At 47.0% G+C, this 2,143-nt stretch carries 2 protein-coding genes; one reads left to right on the forward strand and one right to left on the reverse strand.

The annotated features are described in order from the left end of the window. A partial coding sequence (locus AC1DPZ_RS25975) for a hypothetical protein (RefSeq protein ID WP_477408951.1) occupies positions 1–206 on the reverse strand: 206 nt, incomplete at its 3' end. A 215-nt stretch (positions 207–421) separates the two neighbouring features. Here AC1DPZ_RS25975 and AC1DPZ_RS25980 point away from each other — a divergent pair. Further along, positions 422–2,050 (forward strand): acyl-CoA carboxylase subunit beta, encoded by a 1,629-nt coding sequence (locus AC1DPZ_RS25980; protein WP_477408953.1) that lies wholly within the window; start codon positions 422–424, stop codon positions 2,048–2,050. The last annotated feature ends 93 nt before the right edge of the window (positions 2,051–2,143 follow it).

Here is a 2,143-nt window from a genome sequence, read left to right on the forward strand (position 1 = left end):
AATTCAAACTGAAAAGCCCCGCCTATGGCGTTGGCTGTACATGAACCGAGCYGGCCCTGGTCATAAACAGCCGGGCACTGCAGACGCATGTCGACTAACGGAGGTAGGGGTTTTGCCAAAGCTTCTGGACGCACAATGGCGTATCTTAAATCGCGGTGATCGGGCAGGTCGGGTGTCCAGCCGTATCGTTTGGTTTGCTGTATCATGATGGTAGGGGTTTATATAATTTATAGTAAAGCTATATTGTTTTTAGTTAATATATATGCGTGTTTTTACGTAATTTAATGAGTAAGCTTACCAGGTACCATAACACAGTTTTTGTAAACGTAAAAAAGACCGCCGGTTAACCGAAAACTGCCAACTAAAAATTAGATTTGTCCAGGTAATTTTCTCTAAATTACATTTTCTATAAAAACCAATTATGGATATCGCTTTTAACATTAATGAAGATATAAACAAACAGCTTGTTTATGAGCTGAACACAAGGCTAAAAAAAGTGCATTTGGGCGGCGGCGAAAAGGCAGCGGCCAAACAAAAAGAAAAAGGTAAAATGCTGGCCCGCGAACGTGTGGCCTATCTAATTGATAGCAATAAACCGTGGCTTGAAATAGGCGCTTTAACTGCCGATGGCATGTATGCCGAGCATGGCGGCTGCCCATCCGGCGGGGTTGTGTGTGTTATTGGGTATGTGTCCGGGCGGCAATGTGTAATTGTAGCAAATGATGCCACAGTGAAGGCCGGTGCGTGGTTCCCGATAACAGCCAAGAAAAACCTGCGCGCGCAGGAAATAGCCATGGAAAACCGCCTGCCTATTATTTACCTGGTTGATTCGGCTGGTGTGTATTTACCCTTGCAGGATGAGATCTTTCCCGATAAAGAGCATTTTGGGCGCATATTTCGTAATAATGCCATCATGAGCGGTATGGGGATCATCCAGATCTCGGCCATTATGGGCTCCTGTGTGGCAGGTGGCGCTTATTTGCCCATCATGAGCGACGAGGCCATGATAGTGGAAGGCACCGGGTCGGTTTTCCTGGCGGGATCATACCTGGTAAAATCGGCCATTGGCGAAGATGTGGATAACGAAACATTAGGCGGCGCAACAACCCATTGCGAAATCTCGGGTGTTACCGATTATAAGCAACCAAACGACCAGGCATGTCTTGATTCTATCCGCAACATTATGAGCATGGTGGGCGATTATACCAAAGCGGGATTCGACAGGATCAAGCCATCCAACCCTAAGTTAAACCCAAAAGATATTTATGGCATACTGCCGGATAACCGCGAGAAAGCCTATGATATGATGGAGATCATTTTGCGCCTGCTGGATGATTCTGCATTTGAGGAATACAAGGAAGGTTATGGCAAGTCTATCATCTGTGGCTTAGGTCGGGTTGAGGGCTGGGCTGTGGGTATTGTAGCCAACCAGCGCAAGGTTATCAAATCAAAAAAAGGGGAGATGCAGTTTGGAGGAGTTATTTATTCTGACTCAGCAGATAAGGCAACCCGCTTTATCATGAACTGTAATCAAAAGAAAATCCCGCTGGTGTTTCTGCAGGATGTTACCGGGTTTATGGTAGGCAGCCGCAGCGAGCAGGGCGGTATTATAAAAGATGGAGCTAAAATGGTGAACGCGGTTGCCAATTCGGTAGTGCCCAAATTTACTATTGTAATAGGCAACTCGTACGGTGCCGGTAATTATGCCATGTGCGGCAAGGCTTATGATCCAAGATTGATCTATGCCTGGCCATCAGCAAAAATAGCCGTAATGGGCGGCGGGCAGGCAGCCAAAGTATTGGTTCAGATGCAGGCTGCGGGCTTGAAAGCAAAAGGGGAAGAGGTAGATGATGTAAAAGAACAGGAGCTATTGAAACAAACCACCGATAGGTATAATTCACAAACCACGCCATATTACGCAGCCGCAAGACTTTGGGTTGATGGTATCATCGATCCGCTGGAAACCCGTAAGGTGATCTCGATGGGGATAGAGGCTGCCAACCATGCGCCGATAGAAAAGGCGTTTAATGTTGGGGTAATACAGACTTAATGGTGAGTGGTGAGTGGTGAGTGGTGAGTGGTGAGTGGTGAGTGGTGAGTGGTGAGTGGTGAGTGGTGAGTGGTGAGTGGTGAGTGGTGAGTG

This window comes from Mucilaginibacter sp. P4_G9, from assembly GCF_056400985.1.

Coding starts and splice junctions, on each gene's coding strand:
- AC1DPZ_RS25980 (WP_477408953.1), top strand. CDS start 422: ATGGATATCGCTTTTAACATTAATGAAGATATAAACAAACAGCTTGTT.